Origin of the sequence: Neisseria sp. HMSC064E01 (assembly GCF_001808875.1) — a bacterium.
In the GTDB taxonomy this organism is placed as follows: Bacteria; Pseudomonadota; Gammaproteobacteria; order Burkholderiales; family Neisseriaceae; genus Neisseria; species Neisseria sicca_A.
In genome coordinates, this window is record NZ_KV794947.1 from 1 (window position 1) to 212 (window position 212).

Sequence of the window (212 nt, forward strand, 5' to 3'; positions counted from 1 at the left end):
GATTGTTTGTTGTCGGTTTCGGCAAAGAGGTCGGTATCGGCAGTGCGGTAGTTGTAGTCGGCACTGCGTATGCCTTCGACGATGGGATTGTGACGGATGCTTAAGTTGAACAGTGCTTCGGTACCGACGCTTTCCAGTCCGGCATGGGGACGGTAGGAAACGGGTAGGCTTTGGTCGCGGAAGTAGTGTTCGGGACTGTCGCCGAAGACGAC

The 212-nt window shown here is 55.7% G+C and carries 1 protein-coding gene; it reads right to left on the reverse strand.

Annotated elements, in window-relative coordinates; all coding sequences use genetic code 11:
• Positions 1 to 212: hypothetical protein (locus HMPREF2572_RS14635; protein ID WP_210385303.1), on the reverse strand; the 212-nt coding region annotated here is incomplete at both ends.